The following is an 18,223-nucleotide window of genomic DNA, read 5'->3' on the forward strand; positions in this document are numbered from 1 at the left end:
GGGCGCGTGCTCGCGCCCTGCTCCGCCGGCGGCGTCGAGACGGATGGACATGGGGATGACAACGGGAACAGGCCACGGCAGCGCGCTCGTGGCGATCGGGCGACCCGTGCGGTGGCTCACCGCGTGCGTGACGGTGCTCGCGCTGGTGCTGGTCGGGATGCTGGTGGCGGTGCCGGGGGTGGCGCAGGCCGCCGACGGCGACCGGGGGACGCTGACGGTCCGCAAGACGGCGTCGGCGACGACGGCCCGCCCGGGTGACCGGGTGACGTGGACCGTCGAGGTCACGTGCGAGTCGATCATCGCGATGTGCGAGGACGTCGTCGTCGCGGACGCGGTGCCCGAGCCGTTCGTGCTGGACGCGGACGGCGTCACGGTGCAGGCCGAGCAGACCGGCCAGGCCGTCGTCGCCGTGACCGGGCGGGACGCGCGGGTCGAGCTGCGCGAGACCGACGGCAACCACCCGGGCTCGGTCGGGCTGGCCGCCGGGCAGAGCGTGTCCGTGCTGCTGCGCACGACGCTCCCCGCGGGCACGCCGCTGAGCTGGGACGGCCGGTCGGTGACGAACACCGCCGACGCGACCGCGACCAACGCCGACCCGGCGAGCGCCGACGCGACCGTCGCGGTCGCGGTGCCCGTCACCCCGCAGGTGGCGCTGACCAAGCAGGTCGCGCCGTCCGACCAGGTCGCGGGCGAGACCGGCGACGTCACCGTCACCCTCGGCGCGCGCAACACCTCCCCGGTCGCGGCGACCGCGCTGACGGTCGCGGACCCGGGCGCCTCGGCGCCGGCGGCGTTCGGCCCCGGCACCCCGCTCGAGCTCCGCGGCTTCGGGGCGTGGACCGCCCCCGAGGGCGCGACCGCGGTGTCCGTCGACCTGACCACCGCCGACGGCACGACGACCGTCGGCCCGTTCGCGCCCGGCACGCCGCTCGGCACCGGGTCCGTCGACCCCGCCGCGGTCACCGCGGTCACGCTGCGGTTCGCCGGTGACGGCACGCCGGAGGGGACGATCCTCGCCGGCGGCGCCGCCGGGTCGGTCGCCCTGGTGCTCGGCCAGTCCGGTGCCGCACCGCGCGACACCACCACGCGGGTGACCAACACCGCGGCGGCCGCCCTGACCACGCCGCGCGGCGACGCCACGGCGACCGCGTCGGCGACGTTCCAGATCAACCCCGTGACGGTCGAGGTCACGGCGGGCAAGACGTTCGACGGCGCCGGGCGCGCCGAGGTCGTGGCCGGGCAGCCCTCGGTCGTGCGGCTGACCGCCCGCAACTCCTCGAACACGGCGCTGTCCGCGCTGCGCCTCACGGAGCCGTCGGGGGGCACCGCCAGCCCGCTCGGCGACCCGGCGGACGGCCTGCTCGGCTTCGACGGCTTCGGCACCGCCGGCGACGGCCAGGTGCCCGCGTCCGCGTGGCCGGCCGGCGCGACCGGCGCGACGGTGACGTTCGTCGGCACCGGCCCGGGGACCGGCGTGGCGCTGCCCGTCGCCGCCCCCACGGGCGCGACCAGCACCTGGCCCGCGGCGCCCGCCGGGGCCGTCGTCACCGGCTTCGCCGTCGCGTACACCGGCACGCTGCCCGCCGGCGCGGCCGCGACCGTGCCGTTCCGCGTGCTCACCGACGGCGCGTGGTCCGCCACGCACGCGTTCACCAACGAGGTCACGGTCGACGGCGACGCCGCCGACGGCTCCGTCGCGAGCCCGCGGACCGCCTCGGCCGCTCTGACGGTGCAGCCGCGCCGGGTCGTGACCACCACGAGCAAGACGCTCACCCAGCAGGCGGCCGGCGCGCCGCTGCCGGGCGCGGTCGGCCAGGAGCTGGTCGCGACGATCACCGGCCGGATCTCGGCGGACACCACGGTCCCGGTCGGGTCGCTGGTGGTCGAGGACGTCGCCGGCGGGGACGCCGGGTCGACCCTGTGGGACGCGGCCGCACTGGCCCGCGTCGGCTCCGTGCAGGTGCCCGCGGGCTCGCGCGTCGAGGTGCTCGTCCGCCAGGGCGGCAGCTGGACGACCGTCGCCGGCCCGACCACGGACGCCGCGTCGCTGCTCGACCTGGCCGTCCCGGCCGGCGTCGACGGCGTCCGGTTCGTCTACACCTCCACCGGGGCCTCGCTGCCGGTCGACGGCACGTTCGCGCCGCGCGTCGCGCTGGTGATGGCGCTCGACCAGGCCCGACCCGCGGGCACGACGCTGCGCAACACCGCGACCAGCACGGGCACGGGCACGGGCGTCGGCGCCGGCCTGGACGGCGTGTCGCCCGGCACCGACGACGTGACCTTCGGCCCCGGTGACGACCCGGTCGACATCCGCCGCGTCGACGCCAGCAAGTCCTGGCGGGACGCCTCCGCGCTGATCGGGGTCGACAACACCGAGCCCGGCGCGCAGCGACCCACCAACCGGCTGACGATGCGGGTGCAGAACGTCACCGGCGTCCCGGTCGGCACGCTGCGGCTCACCGACCCGGACCCGCAGACCGCGGGCAACGCGTTCGACCACGTCGACCTGACCCGCCTGGCGGTGACGGCCCCGGCCGGCACGCAGTCGCTGGCGGTGGTGCTGCGCGGGGCGGACGGCACCGTGCTGCACGACCTGGCGTCGGCCGCCGCGGTCGCGGCGCTGTCGGCCGCCGACCTCGCCGACGTCGTGTCCGTCGAGGCGCGCGCCACCGGGACCATCCCGGACAGTGCCGCGCTGGTGGTCGTCGCCGACACGGTGCTGCGCGCGCAGACCCGTGCCGGTGAGCCGATCCTCGGCACCGCGGACGGCGCACCGTCGACCACGCTGACCAACACGCTGCGCGGCGACCTCGGCGACGGCACGCCCGCCGACCCGGCGCAGGCCGGCACGGTCCTGTACCCGGAGGCGCTGCAGCCGCTCGACGGCGCGCTGTCCAAGTCGGTCTCCCCCGGCACCGGCACCCGGTACGCCGCGGACGCCGACCGGACCGTGCGGCTCTCGCTCACCAGCCGCCGGACCAGCGACGCGGCGGTCAGCCGCCCGGCGCAGTACGTCCTGGAGGACACGTCCGAGCAGTTCTGGGACGCGTTCGACCTGGTCGGCCTCGAGGCCCTCGCGGGCGTGAGCGCGGCCGACGGCGCGGGCTACACCGCGGCGGTCCAGTACCGGGTCGCCGGGGCGTGGACCGACGCCGTGACCAGTGACCTGCCCGCCGGGGTGAGCACGACGATGCCCCCGCTGCCGGACGGCGCCGCCGCGCTGCCGGACGGCACGACGGGCGCGGACGTCACGGGCGTGCGGGTCACGTTCACGGCGCCCGCGGGCTCCTGGTTCGCGAACCGGCAGGTCGGCGGGTTCGAGGGCCCGACCGCGCTGTTCACGCTGAGCCCCCGGGCGACGCTGCGCAGCACGGGCGCCGAGGTGCCCGCGGGCACGCTCACCAACGTCGTCACGGGCACCGTCCAGGCCGAGCACCAGCCGACCCCGGTCGTGCTCGACCCGGCGCAGGCCACCTACGAGGTCACCCCGGGCGTCGTGGACGCCACGGTGACCAAGACCCCGACGACCACCACCACCGGGCCCGGCGCACGGCTGCCGTTCCGGCTCACGGTGACCAACACCGGCACGGCGCCGATCGTCGACCCGGTGCTCACCGACGTGCTGCCGACGGACGCCGGCACCGCGCAGCTGGTCTACGACCCCGACGCGTACGGCGCGGCGACGGTCACGGCCACCCCCGCGGGTGCGGCGATCGCCGCCGTCGAGCCGGTCGTCACGGCCGACGCGGGCCAGGTGCGGGTCACGTTCCCCGCCGGTACGCGGCTGATGCCGGGCGAGCAGGTCGTCGCCACGGTGCCGATGGCCGTCCGCGCGGGCACGCCCGCGGGCACGGTCCTGACCAACACGTTCGTGCTGGACGCCGCCGACGGGTTCACCCGCAGCGCCCAGGCCCAGGTCGACGTCGTCGCCCTGCCGAACTACCTGCGGGTCAAGGACGTGGCCGAGGACCTGGCCCCGGGCGCGACCCCGACGGGCGTGGTGAACACCTCGTCCAACGGCCAGGAGTGCGTGTCGGCCGACGGGTTCTACCGGACCCCGTGCCTCGTGCGCACGCAGCCCGGCGGCACGGAGACCTGGCGGCTGCGGGTGACCAACACGGGCAACCTGCCCACCGCGAGCGCCACCCTGGTCGACGTCCTGCCGGCCGCCGGCGACACCGGCACGTCGCGCTCGCAGAGCACCAGCGCGCGCGGCAGCGTGTGGGCCACCGAGTTCCTCGGCGACCTGCAGCTGACCGGGCTGCCCGCCGGGGCGGTGAGCGCCGTGTCGTACCTGCTGGCGGGCGAGACCTGCGCCTACACGGGCGACCCGCGCTCCGCCGACCCGTTCGGCACCGGCTGCGCGGCGGACGTGTGGACGCCCGCCGACGAGGTCGACGACCTCACGCAGGTCCGCGGCCTGCGGATCGACCTGGACTTCGCCGCCGACGACCTCGACCCGGGCGAGACGGTGACCGCGACGTTCCGGACCCGCTCCGCGACGTCCTACGACCCGGCCGCGGCCGACGTCGACGCCCCCGCCTGGAACACGATGGTGGTGACCACCGCCAGCGTCACGCCGTCGGGCCTGGAGCACGAGACGCTCGAGCCCAACCGGGCCGGTGTCGCCGTGCACCGCACCTACGCGGTGGGCGACCGGGTCTGGTTCGACCGGGACGGCGACGGTCGGCAGGGCGACGGCGAGCCCGGCGTCCCGGGCGTGACCGTCCGGGTGTACCCGGCGGGCTCGGACGTGCCGGTCGCCACGACGACCACGGACGCGGACGGCCGCTACCTGGTCGACCTGCTGCCCGCGGGCGACTACCGCGTGCAGTTCGTCCTCGACGGCGACCTCGCCGCCCGCTACGGGTTCACCCACGCGGGCAGCGGCGACGCCGCCGGCGACTCCGACGCCGACCCGGCCACGGGCTGGACCCGCACGGTGACCCTCGGCGCCGGCGAGCCCCGGGTCCGCCCGGTCGTCGCCGGTGACGGCGCGCAGGCCGACTACGTCGACCCGACCGTGGACGCGGGGCTGGTGCTCCGCGCCGCGGCGACGCCGGGCGACGAGGCGGGGACGACTCCGGGTGAGGACGGTCCCCCGGCCGGCTCCGACCCGGCACCGACGGCGAGCCCGGCCGCCGGGTCCGGCTCGACCGCGGCCGGCCTGGCGACCACCGGCGCCTCCGGGCTCCGCACGGTGCTCGCGCTCGCGGCGGCCCTGCTGCTGCTCGGTGGCGCGGCGCTCGTGGTCCGGCGGCGGTCAGCGCGGGGCTGACCCCGACCCACCGCGACGGCGTCGCACGACCCCGGTCGTGCGGCGCCGTCGCGTTCCCCGGCCCGCCCGGCGGCGTCGGGCACCCCCGGCGCGCGGTAGGTTGGGCACATGCGCCTGCACGTCGCCGACCACCCGCTCGTCGCCCACAAGCTGTCGGTGCTCCGGAACAAGGACACGTCGTCCCCCACGTTCCGCAAGCTCGTCGACGAGCTGGTGACCCTCCTGGCGTACGAGGCGACGCGCCACGTCCGCACCGCGCCGGTCGAGGTCCAGACCCCGGTCGCGACGACCACGGGCGTGAAGATCGCCGAGCCGCTGCCGCTCGTCGTCCCGATCCTGCGCGCCGGGCTCGGCATGCTCGACGGCATGACCCGCCTGATGCCGACCGCCGAGGTCGGGTTCCTGGGCATGCAGCGCGACGAGGAGACGCTCGAGGCCGTCACGTACGCCAACCGGCTGCCCGACGACCTGACCGGCCGGCAGTGCTTCCTCATCGACCCGATGCTCGCCACGGGCGGGACGCTGGTCGCGGCGATCGACTTCCTGCTCGACCGCGGCGCCCGTGACGTCACCGTCGTCTGCCTGCTGGCCGCGCCGGAGGGCCTCAAGGTCCTCGAGGACCACCTGGGCGACCGGATCGACGTCTCGATCGTCGTCGCAGCGGTCGACGACCACCTCGACGAGAACGCGTACATCATCCCGGGCCTCGGCGACGCCGGCGACCGCCTGTACGGCGTGGTCTGAGCCCCGGCCGCACCGCCCCCGGGCCCGCGAGGACCCGGACATCCGGTCTCGGACGCTGAGACCGCGCGCTATCCCCTTGGCCGTGGCCGCCGCGCCTGCCACGATCGACGCATGACGTCCCGCCGCCGCCCGACCCACGCCGCCCCGGCGTCCGTCGGCGACCGCCCCGGGACGTATCCGCGCTGTCGGGCCTGACGCACCGCCGTCCCCGCCCGACTCCCCGACCGCCGCCCGCCGAGGCCCGCGGTCCCCGCGCACCCCCGAGCAGCACCCTGGAGCACCCCGTGGCCCGAACCCGACCTCCCGCGACCGTCGCCCGCCCTGCGTCGGGCGCCCGACGCCGCGCGCCCGTCCTGCCCCTCGCCCCGCCGCGGCGCACGACCACGACCCCCGACGGGCAGCCCGCCCGGGCCGGCTTCGTCCTGTACGTGGGCCTGCAGGGCGACGGGCCGGAGCTCGACGCGGCGCACGCGGCCGACCTGGCGGAGGTCGCCGAGGCGCTGCGGGACCTCGCACGGGACCTGCTGCCCGCCGCCGAGACGTTCACCGCCCTGTCGCTGGTGCCCGGCACCGGAGCGGACGACGTGCCGTCGCTGCGCGCACGCCTCGCGTCGCTACGGACCCTCGAGCACCCTGCCGGCGACGCCGCGACGGGCTGACACCACTCAGCGCACCGCCTGAGGCGGACCGCGGAGCACCCAACCTCGACGTTCCACCACCCAGGGCGGCGGCGTCACGCTACTCATCAGTACTCAACGAGCCGCGACCGGACCTAATCTGGCGGAGCAGCCCCACCCCGGCGGACTCGTTCCCCGGGGCGGGGCCTGCGACCCGCACGAGGCCAACCCCCCGGCCGAGTGCGGTCACTCGCCCCCCGGGCCCGCGGACTGCCCCCCTCTGACGCGACCCGGGGGGCGAACCACGTCCCACCCCACCGGCTCCCCGCTCGCGACCCGCGACCCGCGCTCCTACGGTGGGCAGATGCGCATCGCCATCGCCGGAGGCCACGGACAGATCGCCCGCCGACTCAGCCGCCAGCTCGCGGACCGCGGGGACCTCCCCCTCGCCATCGTGCGGAACCCCGACCACGTCGCCGACGTCGAGGCCGACGGGGCCAGCGCCGTGGTGCTCGACCTGGAGGACACCGACGCCGAGACGCTCGCCGCGCGGCTCACGGACGTGGACGCCGTCGTGTTCGCGGCCGGCGCCGGTCCGGGCAGCGGCGACGCGCGCAAGGACACGGTCGACCGCGGGGCCGCCGGACTGCTCGCCGACGCCGCCGCGCTCGCCGGGATCCGCCGCTACCTGCTGGTGTCGTCCGTCGGGGCGGGCTCGGAGCCGCCCGCCGGCACCGACCCGACCTTCGTCGCGTACCTGCGCGCGAAGACCGCGGCGGAGGAGGACCTGCGCCCCCGCGACCTCGACTGGACGATCCTGCGCCCCGGCGCCCTCACCGACGACCCCGGCACCGGGCACGTGCGCCTGGGTCCCGACATCCCGCGCGGCGAGGTGCCCCGCGACGACGTCGCCGCCGTGCTGGTGGCCCTGCTCGACGAGCCCCTCACCGCGGGTCTGGTGCTCGAGCTGTCCGAGGGGCAGACCCCGGTCCCCGCGGCCATCGCCGCCGCTCTGGAGCCGGAGGACTGACCCCGGGCACGGCACGACCCCCGGTCCCGGCGAGGGGAACGGGGGTCGGTGACGCCGCGGGTCAGGCCGGGGCGTAGGTGAGGCAGTCGGCCAGGTCGTGGCCGGCGCCGATGCGGACCGACGAGGCCCCGCAGGTGAGGTGCTCGTTGTGGGCGCAGTCGCCGCGCTGGCAGGCGCCGACGTGCGAGACCACGCGGTCGAGGCCGCCCTTGACGCCGAGCGGGATGAACGTCGCGCACTGCGCGTCGCCGCTGCCCCCGCCGACCGTGATGGCCGCGGCGCTGCAGGCGTGCGCGTGGTTGTACGAGCATCCGTCGACCGAGCACTCGGAGACGGGGGGCTGCTCCATGAGGGTGCTCATGATGACCTCCGGGTTGGGGCGTTCAGGCTGACCGTCCCGACGGTAGATCGACATTCTGCGCGCGTCTAGAGAGGAAGGCCTGGCTCACTCGCGTCACCGCAGGTCAGCGCCCTGTGCGGCGGAGAACTGCATTCTGGGAGAAATACGTCAGGCTCCCGTGACGCAATTCCCGGCTCAACCCTTGACGGCGCCGCCCATGCCCGCGCCCTGCAGGAACAGCCGCTGGAACGCGACGAAGACGACGACCGGGATGATCGTGGCGATCGCCAGCGCGGCGAGGAACACGCCGAGCTCCGTGGACGCCTCGATCGCGGGCAGCCGCACCGACAGCGGCTGGATCGACGGGTCCTTGAGCACCAGCAGCGGCCAGAGGAAGTCCTTCCACGCGGCGATCACCGCGAACACCGACACCACCCCGAGGATCGGCCGGGACATCGGCAGCACGATCGACCAGAACAGCCGGTAGGGCCCGGCGCCGTCGACCCGCGCGGCCTCGAACACCTCCCGCGGCAGGTTGTCGAAGAACCGCTGCACCAGGATCACGTTGAACGCGCTGGCCCCGGCGGGCAGCCACACCGCCCAGAAGCTGTTGATCAGCGACCGGCCGAGCAGCGGCGGGTCGAGGACCGTCAGGTACAGCGGCACCAGCAGCACGACGGCGGGCACGAACATCGTCGACAGCACGAGCGCCTGCACGACCCTGCCGTACCGGGGGCGCAGCACGGACAGCGCGTACCCGCCCGTGGTCGCGACCAGGATCTGCGACGCCCACGACCCCGCCGCGAGCCACACCGTGTTGAGGAAGTAGGTGCTGACCCGCACGTCGTTCCACGCCCGGTCGAGGTTGTCCCACGCGATGCCGTTCGGGAACACCGCCATCGGGGTGCGCAGGATGTCCTGCGTCGGCGTGACGGCGAACTTCGCGAGCAGGAGCATCGGTCCGAGACCGGCGACGACCAGCAGCGCCAGGAGCACCACGTGGGTGCCGCCCATGCCCCACCGCACCGCCGGGCGGCGCCAGTCGGCCTCGGACAGGGCGCCGCGGTCGGTGCCCTCCTCGGACCGGCGCCGCCGCCGTGCGCGTCGGGCGGGCGCGGGCGGGACCGGCGGCGCTGCCGGGGCGGTGGGCTCCAGGACGCTGCCGGGTGCGGTGCTCATGACGTGCTCCAGGACCGGGTGAGGCGGAAGTAGACCAGGGACAGCACCGCGAGGAACGCGGCCAGCATCAGCGACAGCGCCGTGGCGGCGCCGTAGTCCCCGCCGAGGCTGTTCTGGAACGCGTACCGGTAGATCAGCAGCAGGACGGTGACGGTCGCGTTGTTCGGGCCACCGCCGGTGAACAGGTACGGCTCGAGGAAGACCTGGGCCGTCCCGATGACCTGCAGGATCAGGGTGATGAGCAGGACCCCGCGCAGCTGCGGGAGCGTGACGTGCCAGATCTTGCGCCACAGGCCGGCGCCGTCGACCTCGGAGGCGTCGTACAGCTCGGGCGGGACGCTGGTCAGCGCGGCCAGGTAGATGATGATCGTGCCGCCGGCACCGGCCCAGGTCGCCGCGAGCACCAGGGAGGGCATCGCCCACGTGGCGTCCTGCAGCCAGGGGAACGGGCCCAGGCCGACCCAGCCGAGGACCGTGTTGAACACGCCCTGCGGACCGCCCTTGTAGAAGAACTTCCACAGCAGCACCGCGACCACCGGCGGCACGACGACCGGCAGGTACGCGAGCGCCGAGTACAGCCCGCGCCCGCGCCGGACCTCGCGCATCAGCACCGCCGCCACCAGCGGCACGGGGTAGCCGATCAGCAGCGCCAGCACGGCGAAGTACGCGGTGTTGCGCACGGCCGTGCCGAGCAGCGGGTCGGCGAGCACGTGCCGGAAGTTGTCCAGGCCGACGAACGTCGGCGGGGTCACCAGGTTCGTCTCCTGCAGGCTCATCACGAGCGCCCGCACGATCGGGAACCAGGAGAACACGCCGAAGACCAGCAGCAGCGGGACCAGGAACACCAGGGTGCTCAGCCCGCCGCCGCGCACCCAGGTCGCCGGCGAACGGCGACCCGGGCGCGACGGGGTCGTGGTGGTGGTGGACACGCTCAGCCCTGGTCGAGCAGGGCCTGCGCCTGCGTGTTCGCCTGCTCCAGCAGGGCCTCGACGTCGGCGTCCTCGTCCGTCAGCACGGCCTGCACCACCGGGTCGAGCAGCGCGTAGATCTCCTGCGTCTTCTGGGACGGCTCGCCGACCAGCGGCAGGTCGAACATCGCGTCCGTGAACGGCGCCATCTGGTCCAGCGGGACGTTGATGTAGTCGGCGATCCACTCCTGGTTCTGCTCGTACTGCTCGCGCGAGAACATCGGCAGCACGGGCGTGCCGACCGGCTGGTCGTTGGCGACGAGCGTCTCGGCGTCGGCCACGGCGCGGTCCTCGTCGACGAGCTTGTCCAGGTAGAAGAAGTCGATCCAGTCGATGGCGGCGTCCTTGACGGCGTCGTCGACGCCCGCGGGCACGCCGGCGAGGGTGCCGCCGGTGAGCGTCGCGGCGTCGGCGCCCTCGAGCGGGATCGGCGCCAGGCCGTAGATCGCCGGGTCGATGGCGTTGGTCTGCACCATCGAGGTGTAGATGTCCGAGCCCGACGTGAACATGCCGACCTGGCCGGCCGAGAACTCCTGGTTGATGGAGCCCCAGTCGAGCAGGAAGTTCGCGCCCGTCGAGTTGTCGTCCCAGCGCATCTGCTGGAGCAGCTCGAGGGCGGCGACGGTGCCGTCGTTGTCGAGGGTGGCGGTGGCGACCTGCTCGTCGTCGACCTCCACCGTGCGGCCGCCGTGCGCGACGGTCTGCGCGGTGAGCTGCCAGCCGCCGGTGTTGTTCTGGGTCATGGTGGCGAAGCCGGCGACGCCGGGGTGGGCGTCGGCGATCGCCTTGGCGGCGGTCCGGACCTCGTCCCAGGTGGTCGGCGGCGCGTCGGGGTCGAGGCCCGACGACGCGAACAGCTCGCGGTTGTAGTGCAGGGCGACCGGGTAGGCGTTCTTCGCGGGGATCGCGTAGACGTGCCCGTCGGGGCCGGTGCCGGCCTCGAGGATCGTCGGGTTGAACTTGTCCGCGTACGGCAGGGCGCGGAACTGCTCGTCCATGTCGGCGAGCTGGCCGTTCTCCACCAGGCCCAGCGCGTCGGTGAACGGGATCTCGAACACGTCGGGCAGGGTGCCGCCGGCGAGCTGGGCGGCGAACGTCGTCGCCTTCCACTCGTACTCCTCGGGCTGCACGTCGATGTCCGGGTGCGCCTCCTCGAACTCGGCGACCTGCTGGTCGAACGCCTCGACGGCCTCGTCCGTCGAGCCGGGCAGCAGCGCGACGACCTTGAGCGTCACGGTGCCGTCCTCGGCGGCGGAGTCGTCGGGGCTGCTGGAGCACGCGGCGAGCGTGCCGACCGCCAGAGCCCCCGCCAGGGTGAGGGCAGTCGTGTACCGGGTGGACTTCATCGTCGCTCCTTGGTCGGGTGGTGCGGGGGGGTGGGGAAGGTCAGGGCCGGAGCCAGGCCGCCGTGTCGGGCGGCAGCCGGTCGCCGGTCGCGTCGCTGGTGAGCAGCACCTCGGCGCCGACGGGCAGCGGCAGCGGCTCCGGGCCGAGGTTCACGACGCAGACGACGTCGCCGCGGGCGAACGCGAGCACGTCGTCCGGCAGGGGCGCGCCGCCGAGCGCGGTCAGCCACCGGAGGTCGGGTCCGTGCAGGTCGGGCTCGGCGCGGCGGGTCGCGAGCACCTGCCGGTAGAGCGTGAGGAACGACGCCTCGTCCGCCGCCTGCGCGTCGACCGACAGGTCCCCCCAGCCCGCGGGCTGGGGCAGCCACGCCGGGAGGCCGCCCTCGGGGCCGAACCCGTACGTCGTCCCGGTCCGGTGCCACGGCAGCGGCACCCGGCAGCCGTCCCGCCCGGGGTCGACGCCGCCGGACCGCGCGTGCATCGGGTCCTGGACGGCCTCGGCGGGCAGGTCCTCGACCTCGGGCAGGCCGAGCTCGTCGCCCTGGTAGACGTACAGGGCGCCCGGCAGCGCGGCGGTGAGCAGCGCGGCCGCGCGGGCCCGCCGCCGACCGAGCGCGAGGTCCGTCGGGGTGCCGGCGCGCTTGCGGGCGAACGCGAACGAGCTGTCCTCGCGGCCGTACCGCGTCACGGGGCGGGTCACGTCGTGGTTCGACAGCACCCAGGTCGGCGGCGCGGCGACCGGGGCGTGCGCGTCGAGGGTCGTCTGGATCGACTCGCGCAGCTCCTTCGCGGACCACGGACGGGCCATGAAGTCGAAGTTGAACGCCGTGTGCATCTCGTCCGGGCGCAGGTAGTGCGCGAACCGCTCGCGGTCGGCGAGCCACACCTCGCCGACCAGCACCCGCGGCTCGGCGTAGGAGTCGGCGACGGCGCGCCAGGCGCGGTAGACGTCGTGGATCTCGTCCCGGTCGACGTGCGGGTGCTCGCCCGGCCCGGGCGCCTCGGGCACCGGCGGCAGCGCCGGGTCCTTGATGAGCAGGGCCGCGGAGTCGATCCGGATGCCCGCGGCGCCGCGGTCGAACCAGAACCGCAGGACGTCCTCGTGCTCGCGGCGCACGTCGGGGTGGTTCCAGTTCAGGTCGGGCTGCTCGGGGGTGAACAGGTGCAGGTACCACTCGCCCGGGGTGCCGTCGGGGTCGGTGGTGCGGGTCCAGGTGCTGCCCTGGAAGTCCGACACCCAGTCGGTGGGGATCTGCGCGCCGTCCGCCCCGCGGCCGGGGTGGAACCAGAACCGCTCCCGCTCGGGCGAGCCGGGGCCGGCGGCGAGTGCCGCACGGAACCACGGGTGCTCGGCGGAGACGTGGTTGGGGACGACGTCGACGATCGTCCGGATGCCCAGGTCCCGGGCCTCGGCGATCAGCCGCTCGGCGTCGGCGAGGGTGCCGAACTGCGGGTCGATGGCGCGGTAGTCCGCGACGTCGTAGCCGCCGTCGGCCAGCGGGGACACGTACCAGGGGGTGAACCAGATCGCGTCGACGCCGAGGTCGCGGAGGTACGGCAGGCGCGCGCGGACCCCGGCCAGGTCGCCGGTCCCGTCGCCGTCCCCGTCCGCGAAGCTGCGGACGTAGACCTGGTAGATGACGGCGGTCCGCCACCACTGCGGGTCGGCCTGCTGGGTGTCGCTCACCGGGTCCTCGTCTGCTCTCGTGCTGCGGCGCGGGCGGCCGGGGTCGGCGGTCCGGGACGGCCGCGCTCACCGGGGCGAGGACGACGTCGTCGAGCACGACCGTAACTACTCGACTGCATCAGCGCAAGAACCTGACAGGAGCGTTATCGAAACGCGACCTCGGTGCGCGCGGACGCACCGCGGGGCGCCGACCGGTGGTGGTCGACGCCCCGCGGTGCTGCGACGCCGGGCTACGGCCGACGCACCGCCGCCGTCGACCCTCGGACCACGAGCTCCGGCTCGAACAGCAGCTCGTCGCGCGGCACGTCGACGCCCGCGATCATCCCGGCGAGCAGGTCCACCGCCGCCCGGCCCATCGGCTCGATCGGCTGCCGCACCGTGGTCAGCGCCGGGTCGGTCGAGTTCATCAGCGCCGAGTCGTCGTACCCGATGACGGACACGTCCCCTGGCACGTCGAGGCCCGCCCGCCGCACGGCCCGCACCGCGCCCAGCGCCAGCGGGTCGCTCGCGCACACGATCGCCGTCGCGCCGGCCTCGACCAGCCGGTGCGCCGCGGCCTGGCCGCTCTCGAGCGAGTACTGGCTGTGCGCGACCAGCTCGTCGTCGAGCCGCAGGCCGTGGGCGTCCGCGAACGACCGCGCGGCCGAGAGCTTGCGCTCCGACGGCACGTGGTCCGCCGGGCCCAGCAGCAGCCCGACCCGCTCGTGGCCCAGCGACGTCACGTGCCCGAGCGCCTGCCGCATCGCGATCAGGTCGTCCGTCGACACCCGCGGGAAGTCGAGCTCCTCGATCGACGCGTTCATCAGCACGACCGGCAGCCCCAGCTGCTCCAGCCGACGGAAGTGCCCGTGGTCCGCGCGCCGCTCCGAGTAGAAGCCTCCTGCGAAGATCACCCCGGACACGTGCTGCCCGAGCAGCAGGTCGATGTACTCGGCCTCGGACACCCCGCCCGCCGTCCGCGTGCACAGCACCGGCGTGAAGCCGTGCTGCGCCAGGGCGCCGCCGATGACCTCGGCGAACGCGGGGAAGATCGGGTTCGCCAGCTCCGGCAGCACCAGCCCGACCAGCCGGCCGCGCTCGCCCCGCAGCTTGGTGGGCCGCTCGTAGCCGAGCACGTCGAGGGCGGTGAGCACCGCGTCACGGGTCGCCTGCGACACCCCGGGCTTGCCGTTCAGCACCCGGCTGACGGTGGCCTCGCTGACCCCGACCTTGGTGGCCACGTCGGCCAGTCGTCTCGACATGCCCGCGACTCTACGCCGGGGAGCGCAAGCGGCTTGCGCGGTTTGCGCTCGGGTCGTGCGACGACGCCCCGCCGAGCGGCTGCTCGACGGGGCGTCGTCGTACGGATCAGGCAGGGCTCAGAAGTCCCAGTCCTCGTCCTCGGTGTTCACGGCCTTGCCGATGACGTACGAGGAGCCCGAGCCGGAGAAGAAGTCGTGGTTCTCGTCGGCGTTCGGCGACAGCGCGGCGAGGATCGCCGGGTTGACGTCGGTCTCGTCCCGGGGGAACAGCGCCTCGTAGCCCAGGTTCATCAGGGCCTTGTTGGCGTTGTAGCGCAGGAACTTCTTGACGTCCTCCGTGAGACCCAGGGGGTCGTAGAGGTCCTGGGTGTACTCGACCTCGTTGTCGTAGAGCTCGAAGAGCAGCTCGAACGTGTAGTCCTTGAGCTCGGTGCGCTCGGCCTCGGTGAGCTTCTCCAGGCCCTTCTGGAACTTGTAGCCGATGTAGTACCCGTGCACGGCCTCGTCGCGGATGATGAGGCGGATCAGGTCGGCCGTGTTCGTGAGCTTGGCGCGGCTGGACCAGTACATCGGCGCGTAGAAGCCGGAGTAGAACAGGAACGACTCGAGCATGGTCGACGCGACCTTGCGCTTGAGCGGCTCGTCGCCCCGGTAGTAGTCGAGGACGATCTCGGCCTTGCGCTGCAGGTTCGGGTTCTCCTCCGACCAGCGGAACGCCTCGTCGATCTCGGGGGTGGAGATCAGCGTCGAGAAGATCGACGAGTAGGACTTCGCGTGCACCGACTCCATGAACGCGATGTTGGTGTACACCGCCTCCTCGTGGGGGGTGATCGCGTCGGGGATCAGCGAGACCGCGCCGACGGTGCCCTGGATGGTGTCGAGCAGGGTCAGGCCCGTGAACACGCGGGTCGTCATCTGCTTCTCGACGTCCGAGAGCGTCGCCCAGGACTGGATGTCGTTGGACACCGGGACCTTCTCGGGCAGCCAGAAGTTGCCGACGAGCCGGTCCCAGACCTCGACGTCCTTCTCGTCCTCGACCCGGTTCCAGTTGATCGCCTGCACGCGGTCGACCAACTTCAGCTTCTCAGCCATCACTGCTCCATCGTGGTGTCGTTCACGTCTGCTGCTGATTCTGCACCCTCGCGGTGACGCGCCGGCCGGGCCCTCACGGGGAGGGCCCGGCCGGCGCCGGTCACGTCAGAGCATGCAGGACACGCAGCCCTCGACCTCGGTGCCCTCGAGGGCCATCTGCCGGAGGCGGATGTAGTAGATCGTCTTGATGCCCTTGCGCCACGCGTAGATCTGCGCGCGGTTGATGTCGCGGGTGGTGGCGGTGTCCTTGAAGAACAGCGTCAGCGACAGGCCCTGGTCCACGTGCTGCGTGGCCTCGGCGTACGTGTCGATGATCTTCTCGTAGCCGATCTCGTACGCGTCGTCGTAGTACTCCAGGTTGTCGTTCGTCATGAACGGCGCCGGGTAGTACACGCGGCCGAGCTTGCCCTCCTTGCGGATCTCGATCTTCGACGCGATCGGGTGGATCGACGACGTCGAGTTGTTGATGTACGAGATCGAGCCCGTCGGCGGGACGGCCTGGAGGTTCTGGTTGTAGAGCCCGTGCTCGCGCACCGACTCGGCCAGGGCCTTCCAGTCCTCCTGCGTCGGGATGTGCACGCCGGAGGTCGCGAACAGCTCGGCGACGCGGGCGGTCTTCGGCGTCCAGGTGCCGGTGACGTACTTCTCGAAGTACGCACCCGAGGCGTAGGTCGAGTCCTCGAAGCCGGCGAACGCCTGGCCCCGCTCCTGGGCGAGGAGGTTCGACGCGCGGATGGCGTGGTACGCCACCGTGTAGAAGTAGATGTTCGTGAAGTCCAGGCCCTCCTCGGACCCGTAGAAGATCCGCTCGCGCGCCAGGTACCCGTGCAGGTTCATCTGCCCGAGGCCGATGGCGTGCCCGCCGCGGTTGGCCCGCTTGACCGACGGCACCGACTCGATGTCGGTCTGGTCGGACACGGCGGTGAGCGCGCGGATCGCGGTCTCGACGGAGCGACCGAAGTCCGGGGAGTCCATCGCCAGGGCGATGTTCATCGAACCGAGGTTGCAGGAGATGTCACGGCCGACGTGGTCGTACGACAGGTCCTCGTTGAACGTCGAGGGCGTCGAGACCTGCAGGATCTCCGAGCACAGGTTGGAGTGCGTGATCTTGCCCTTGATCGGGTTGGCCTTGTTGGCCGTGTCCTCGAACAGGATGTACGGGTAGCCGGACTCGAACTGCAGCTCGGCGAGCGTCTGGAAGAAGTCGCGGGCCTTGATCTTCTGCTTGCGGATCTGCCCGTTGTCGACCATCGCGCGGTAGTTCTCGGAGACGTTCACGTCGGCGAACGGCTTGCCGTAGACGCGCTCGACGTCGTACGGCGAGAACAGGTACATGTCCTCGTTGTTCTTGGCGAGCTCGAACGTGATGTCCGGGATCACGACGCCCAGCGACAGGGTCTTGATGCGGATCTTCTCGTCCGCGTTCTCCCGCTTGGTGTCGAGGAACCGCATGATGTCGGGGTGGTGCGCGTGCAGGTAGACCGCACCCGCGCCCTGGCGCGCGCCGAGCTGGTTCGCGTAGGAGAAGGAGTCCTCGAGGAGCTTCATCACGGGGATGACGCCGGACGACTGGTTCTCGATGTGCTTGATCGGGGCGCCGTGCTCGCGGATGTTCGAGAGCAGCAGGGCCACGCCGCCGCCGCGCTTCGACAGCTGCAGGGCGGAGTTGATGCCGCGGGCGATCGACTCCATGTTGTCCTCGATGCGCAGCAGGAAGCAGGACACGGGCTCGCCGCGCTGCGCCTTGCCGAGGTTGAGGAACGTCGGGGTCGCCGGCTGGAAGCGGCCGGAGACGATCTCGTCGACGAGCTGGAGGGCGAACGTCTCGTCGCCCTCGGCGAGCGCGAGCGACACCATCGCGACACGGTCCTCGAAGCGCTCCAGGTACCGCTTGCCGTCGAACGTCTTCAGCGTGTACGAGGTGTAGTACTTGAACGCGCCGAGGAAGGTCTGGAACCGGAACTTCTTCGAGTAGGCGTGCTTGAACAGGCTCTTGATGAACGCGCGGTCGTACTGCGCGAGCACCTCGGGCTCGTAGTACTTGTGCTCGACCAGGTAGTCCAGCTTCTCCTCGAGGTCGTGGAAGAAGACGGTGTTCTGGTTGACGTGCTGCAGGAAGTACTGCCGCGCCGCCTCCCGGTCCTTGTCGAACTGGATCTCGCCGTCGCGGCCGTAGAGGTTCAGCATCGCGTTGAGCGAGTGGTAGTCCATCTCGGGCGTGAGGGTGATGACCTCGGTCGCGTCCGTCACGCCGTCATCTGTGAGTGTCGCTGCCAAAACCGTCCCCATCCGTCTCGGACGCGTGACACGTCCTCGGTCGTTCCCATGAGCTCGAAGGCGTACAGGTACGGGACCTGGCACTTCGCCGCGATGATGTCTCCGGCCATGCAGTAGTGCGCGCCGAAGTTGGTGTTCCCCGCCGCGATCACGCCGCGGATCAGGGAGCGGTTGGCCGGGTCGTTGAGGAACTTGACGACCTGCCGCGGGACCGCGCCGCCCTCGTTGCCGCCGCCGTACGTGGGGACCACCAGCACATAGGGGTCCTGCACGCGCAGGAACGGCTCCGAGGGTCGGAGCGGGATCCGCGTGGCGTCGATGTCGAGCTTGTCGACGAACCGGCGGGTGTTCTCGGAGACGCTGGAGAAGTAGACCAGGGAGCTCATGCTCGCCCTCCCCCGCGCCTGCGTTCGATCGTGCTGCC

General features: G+C 73.2%; 13 protein-coding genes. 4 read left to right on the top strand and 9 right to left on the bottom strand.

Annotated features, from left to right (window positions below):
* Window positions 1-55 precede the first annotated feature (55 nt).
* From ACFVXN_RS17745 to ACFVXN_RS17760, 4 genes are all read left to right on the top strand, one after another.
* Window positions 56-5,278, top strand: a complete 5,223-nt coding sequence (locus tag ACFVXN_RS17745) for an SdrD B-like domain-containing protein (RefSeq protein WP_389235603.1) — start codon at window positions 56-58, stop codon at window positions 5,276-5,278.
* A gap of 108 nt (window positions 5,279-5,386) precedes the next feature.
* Window positions 5,387-6,022 (top strand): uracil phosphoribosyltransferase, encoded by a 636-nt coding sequence (gene upp, locus ACFVXN_RS17750; protein WP_389235606.1) that lies wholly within the window; start codon window positions 5,387-5,389, stop codon window positions 6,020-6,022.
* Between the two features lie 284 nt (window positions 6,023-6,306).
* Window positions 6,307-6,681: a hypothetical protein gene (locus ACFVXN_RS17755; RefSeq protein WP_389235609.1), complete on the top strand. Its 375-nt coding sequence runs from the start codon at window positions 6,307-6,309 to the stop codon at window positions 6,679-6,681.
* 322 nt (window positions 6,682-7,003) lie between these two features.
* Window positions 7,004-7,669 (top strand): SDR family oxidoreductase, encoded by a 666-nt coding sequence (locus tag ACFVXN_RS17760; protein ID WP_389235611.1) that lies wholly within the window; start codon window positions 7,004-7,006, stop codon window positions 7,667-7,669.
* A 61-nt stretch (window positions 7,670-7,730) separates the two neighbouring features.
* On the opposite strand, the gene ACFVXN_RS17765 is transcribed toward ACFVXN_RS17760, so the two are convergent.
* The 9 genes from ACFVXN_RS17765 to nrdI form a co-directional block, all read right to left on the bottom strand.
* On the bottom strand, window positions 7,731-8,030 hold the full coding sequence (locus ACFVXN_RS17765; RefSeq protein ID WP_389235614.1) for a DUF1540 domain-containing protein: 300 nt from the start codon (window positions 8,028-8,030) through the stop codon (window positions 7,731-7,733).
* A 174-nt stretch (window positions 8,031-8,204) separates the two neighbouring features.
* On the bottom strand, window positions 8,205-9,188 hold the full coding sequence (locus ACFVXN_RS17770; RefSeq protein ID WP_389235617.1) for a carbohydrate ABC transporter permease: 984 nt from the start codon (window positions 9,186-9,188) through the stop codon (window positions 8,205-8,207).
* Window positions 9,185-10,117 carry a carbohydrate ABC transporter permease gene (locus ACFVXN_RS17775; protein ID WP_389235620.1) on the bottom strand — a complete coding sequence of 311 codons (933 nt, stop codon included), beginning with the start codon at window positions 10,115-10,117 and terminating at the stop codon, window positions 9,185-9,187. Before ACFVXN_RS17775 ends, ACFVXN_RS17770 begins: the two co-directional genes overlap by 4 nt.
* 2 nt (window positions 10,118-10,119) lie before the next feature.
* The gene (locus ACFVXN_RS17780; protein ID WP_389235623.1) at window positions 10,120-11,502 is read right to left on the bottom strand and encodes an ABC transporter substrate-binding protein; all 1,383 of its coding nucleotides are present in this window, start codon (window positions 11,500-11,502) and stop codon (window positions 10,120-10,122) included.
* A 40-nt stretch (window positions 11,503-11,542) separates the two neighbouring features.
* Entirely contained in the window at window positions 11,543-13,189 is a 1,647-nt protein-coding gene (locus ACFVXN_RS17785) for a glycoside hydrolase family 13 protein (RefSeq protein WP_389235626.1), read from the bottom strand.
* Window positions 13,190-13,419: 230 nt separating this feature from the next.
* Window positions 13,420-14,430 carry a LacI family DNA-binding transcriptional regulator gene (locus ACFVXN_RS17790; protein ID WP_389235629.1) on the bottom strand — a complete coding sequence of 337 codons (1,011 nt, stop codon included), beginning with the start codon at window positions 14,428-14,430 and terminating at the stop codon, window positions 13,420-13,422.
* Between the two features lie 117 nt (window positions 14,431-14,547).
* Window positions 14,548-15,522 carry a class 1b ribonucleoside-diphosphate reductase subunit beta gene (gene nrdF / locus ACFVXN_RS17795; RefSeq protein WP_389235632.1) on the bottom strand — a complete coding sequence of 325 codons (975 nt, stop codon included), beginning with the start codon at window positions 15,520-15,522 and terminating at the stop codon, window positions 14,548-14,550.
* 105 nt (window positions 15,523-15,627) lie between these two features.
* The gene (gene nrdE, locus ACFVXN_RS17800) at window positions 15,628-17,799 is read right to left on the bottom strand and encodes a class 1b ribonucleoside-diphosphate reductase subunit alpha (RefSeq protein WP_389235635.1); all 2,172 of its coding nucleotides are present in this window, start codon (window positions 17,797-17,799) and stop codon (window positions 15,628-15,630) included.
* Window positions 17,769-18,185, bottom strand: a complete 417-nt coding sequence (gene nrdI, locus ACFVXN_RS17805) for a class Ib ribonucleoside-diphosphate reductase assembly flavoprotein NrdI (RefSeq protein WP_389235638.1) — start codon at window positions 18,183-18,185, stop codon at window positions 17,769-17,771. The genes nrdE and nrdI overlap by 31 nt, the downstream gene beginning before the upstream one ends.
* Window positions 18,186-18,223 lie beyond the last annotated feature (38 nt).

Origin of the sequence: Cellulomonas sp. NPDC058312, from assembly GCF_042880135.1 — a bacterium.
Lineage (GTDB): Bacteria > Actinomycetota > Actinomycetes > Actinomycetales > Cellulomonadaceae > Cellulomonas.